Genomic DNA, 3,427 nt, shown 5'->3' with positions numbered 1-3,427 from the left:
GCGAGGTCGGCGAGAAGGCCAAGCGCGTCGCCGAAGCGGCTGAAGACAACGTCCGGCTGGAGTGATCGCGGTGACCGACGACAAAGCGCCTGACGATCGCCCTGGCGATGCGATGAAGAGCGGCACGCGCGAGCCTTGGAAAAAGCCCGGGCAAAGCTCGCAAGTCGATGACCAGAACCCACCCGACAAGCCGGATCTGGAGCGTTGGCAAAAGTCCAATACGCACTAATCCAAGTCTATCAACCAAGTCTCATCCTGAAGCATTCGACATGAACGCGGAGCCGAGCCTCGCTGTGCGCCGACGGTGGCGCGCGACTCCTAGGAGCGCCCCGGCAGAGCCGCGTCCTGACTTCACCTCCCCGCGGCAGGTGCTGCGCGCCGAGTGGAAGCCGATTGCGCTCGGCACTTACCGGCGGATCGGCGATGACCGGCTGCCGCTGGTCGCCGCCGGAGTGGTGTTCTACTGGCTGCTTGCGCTCTTTCCCGCCATCACCGCTCTGGTGTCGTCCTACGCGCTGTTCACCGACGGAGGCACCATCCGCGGCCACCTCGCGCAGCTCGCCGCGATCGTCCCCGCCGGCACGTATTCGGTGATCGAGGATCAGGTCGGACGCGTGCTGGCGAACGGCCAGACCAAGCTCGGCGCCGCCTTCCTGGTCAGCCTGTCGCTGGCGCTCTGGAGCGCCAATGGCGGCGTCAAGGCGATCATCGACGCGCTGAATGCAGTGTACGACGTCGACGAGCAGCGCGGCTTCTTCAAGCTCAATGGGGTCTCGCTGCTGTTCACGCTCGGCGCGCTTGGTGCGGTGCTGGCCGCCATTGGCCTCGTGATCGCGGCGCCGATCGTGCTGGCGCGGATCGGGCTCGGCAGCCTGGTTGCGGTGGTGGTCGATGTCGGGCGCTGGCCGGTGCTGGCGGCGTTGACCTTCAGTGGCCTCGCTTTGTTGTATCGCACCGCGGCTGACCGCTCTGCGCCGCCGTGGCGCTGGGTGGTGCCCGGCAGTGCAGTCGCGACGCTGAGCTGGCTCGCCGGCTCGGCTGCGCTGTCCTACTACTTGGCCAATTTCGCCGACTACAACGCGACCTATGGCTCACTCGGCGCCGCGATCAGCCTGATGATCTGGATGTGGATGACCGCGATCGTCGTGCTGGCCGGTGGTGAACTCAATGCCGAGATCGAAGCCCGCGCCGGCCGGCTTGGGCGTACGGAGCCAAGCAGTTAGTCCCGCCGGCTCGCATTGGTGGCGATCGCCGCCGCGGCGGTGCGGTTTTCGACGCCGAGCTTGGCGTAGATCTGCTCGAGGTGCTTGTCGACGGTGCGCGGACTGAGCCCCAGGATCTGCGCGATGTCGCGGTTGGTCTTGCCCTTGCTGAGCCATGCCAGCACTTCGCTTTCGCGGCTGGTGAGGCCGAACTCCGCCGAGAACTGCGCCGGCGCTTCGGTCGCGGTGTCGCGGCCCAGCCGAAGCAGGAATTCGTTGGGCCCGAGCTTACCCATATACTGCAGCCGCAGCTCGTCATTGCGAAGCATTGAGGATTTCATCGGCATCTTCGGCTGGGCGAGGCCGGTGTGCACCTGCTCCAGCCATTCGAGCCACGGCTTCGGCAGATCGAGCCGCAAGCCGTCCTCCGGCGCCCCGTCGGCGGCGAGCAGTTTCTGGGCCTGCGGCGTCGCCCACAGCACCTTGCCGAGCCGATCGACCGCGAGCAGGAAACGTCCCGAAACATCCAGCGCTGCGCGAGCGCTCTGGCTGACGCGGGCGTTGTTCAGATGCACGCGGATTCGCGCCAGCATCTCGACGATCGCGATCGGCTTGGTGACGTAATCGACGCCGCCGGCTTCCAGGCCGCGCACGATGTGCTCGGACTCCGACAGTCCGGTCATGAAGATCACTGGCACGTCGGACAGACCGGGACTGCGCTTCAGCCTTCGGCAGGTCTCGAAGCCGTCCATGCCGGGCATCACCGCGTCGAGCAGAATAATGTCCGGCGTAATCTGTTCGACGATCCGCATCGCCGCGGCCCCGTCGAGCGCGACCATCACGGTCATGCCGGCGCCGTCGAGCGCGTCGGTCAGCATCCGCAGCGTCTCGGGAGAGTCGTCGACGACCAGAGCGATATCGCGCTTTTTCAAATCATTGTTCATGGCGATACAGCGTGTTCAGCGTCTTCATGTAGGAATCGAGGTCGAACTGCTCCACCATCGTTCGCATCTGCGACACGAACGCCCAGGTCTCCGGATAATCGGTGTGGATCTGATCGAGCTTGGATTCGATTCCGCGGATGTAGCCGATCTTGCCGAGCTCGATCAATTCCTCGACGTGCTGCATCGGCGGATGTTGAATCTCGGTGGCATTCTGTGCCGCGGCGCTCGCCTCGCCCTTGTAGATCCAGTCGATCTTGAGCAACTGGCCGATCAGTTCGAGTAGTCGCGGAATGTCGACCGGCTTCATCAGATAGGCGTCGTGAAACGGCTGCGACAGCAGCGTGCCGTGCGCCTCCAGCGCACTCGCGGACAGCATCAGGATGCGGGCGTTATGATGGCCTTGGGTACGCAGCGTTTCGGCCACGGTCCAGCCGTCCATCCCGGGCATCGAGATGTCGAGCAGGAAAAGGTCGGGCTGGCAGTGCTCGGCGAGGTCGATACAGGAATAGCCGTCGGTTGCCACCAGCACGATGAAGCCGAGCGGCGCCAGCGTGTCCTGCAGTAGGCCGCGCTGCGCCGGATCATCGTCGGTCACCAGGATGGTTTTGCGGGCGCCGTGATAGCCAAGCACCGGGGCGCGGATCGAGCGGGTGCGGGTCGGATTGGTGACCTCGGACAGCAGAAGCTTGACCCGGAAGGTTGATCCTTTGCCAGGCGTCGAGGTGACGGTGAGGTCGCCGCCCATCACGCCGGCGAGCAGCTTGCTGATGGTGAGGCCGAGGCCGGTGCCGGTGTGGGGCTGCGCGGCACCGAGCGCGCCGCGCTCGAACGGCGCGAAGATGCGCTCCAGATCATCCGCATGAATGCCCGGGCCGGTGTCCCGCACTTCGAGTTCGGCCACCGGGTTGCGATAGTGCACGATGAAGTGGACGCTGCCTTCCTGGGTAAACTTGATGGCGTTCGACAGCAGGTTGATCAGCACCTGACGCAGCCGCTTCTCGTCGGCATAGACCATCGGCGGCAGATATTGCGGCCGCTTGAACACGAACTCGATGTCCTTGGCGGCGGCCTGCAGCCGGAACATGCCGACGAGCTGATCCAGGAATTCGCCGAACCGCACCTCGTCGCGCGACAGATACAGCCGTCCGGCCTCGATCTTGGAAATATCCAGCAGGCCGTCGATCAGCCCGGACAGATGATCGGCGCTGCGCCGCATCAGCCGGATCTGATCCCGCGGCCGCGGCGGCAGGGTGTTGTCCTGCTCCAAGAGCTGTGCGTAGC

The 3,427-nt window shown here is 65.1% G+C and carries 4 protein-coding genes; 2 read left to right on the top strand and 2 right to left on the bottom strand.

Annotation, left to right across the window (positions count from 1 at the left end):
• Positions 1 to 70 precede the first annotated feature (70 nt).
• Positions 71 to 229 carry a hypothetical protein gene (locus DYI24_RS23585; protein ID WP_164574052.1) on the top strand — a complete coding sequence of 53 codons (159 nt, stop codon included), beginning with the start codon at positions 71 to 73 and terminating at the stop codon, positions 227 to 229.
• Positions 230 to 368: 139 nt separating this feature from the next.
• A complete protein-coding gene (locus DYI24_RS23580; RefSeq protein WP_349627811.1) occupies positions 369 to 1,223 on the top strand; it encodes a YihY/virulence factor BrkB family protein in 855 nt (284 codons plus the stop codon).
• On the opposite strand, the gene DYI24_RS23575 is transcribed toward DYI24_RS23580, so the two are convergent.
• Positions 1,220 to 2,146, bottom strand: a complete 927-nt coding sequence (locus tag DYI24_RS23575) for a response regulator transcription factor (RefSeq protein WP_107354584.1) — start codon at positions 2,144 to 2,146, stop codon at positions 1,220 to 1,222. The genes DYI24_RS23580 and DYI24_RS23575 overlap by 4 nt on opposite strands.
• Positions 2,136 to 3,427, bottom strand: a 1,292-nt coding sequence (locus tag DYI24_RS23570) for an ATP-binding response regulator (RefSeq protein ID WP_164574050.1), incomplete at its 5' end; no start/stop codon positions are given. The genes DYI24_RS23570 and DYI24_RS23575, both read right to left, overlap by 11 nt.

Origin of the sequence: Rhodopseudomonas sp. BR0C11, from assembly GCF_010820945.1 — a bacterium.
GTDB lineage: Bacteria > Pseudomonadota > Alphaproteobacteria > Rhizobiales > Xanthobacteraceae > Rhodopseudomonas > Rhodopseudomonas palustris_H.
The sequence above is the reverse complement of the archived record's forward strand: the minus strand, read 5'-3'. Positions and strand labels throughout refer to the sequence as shown.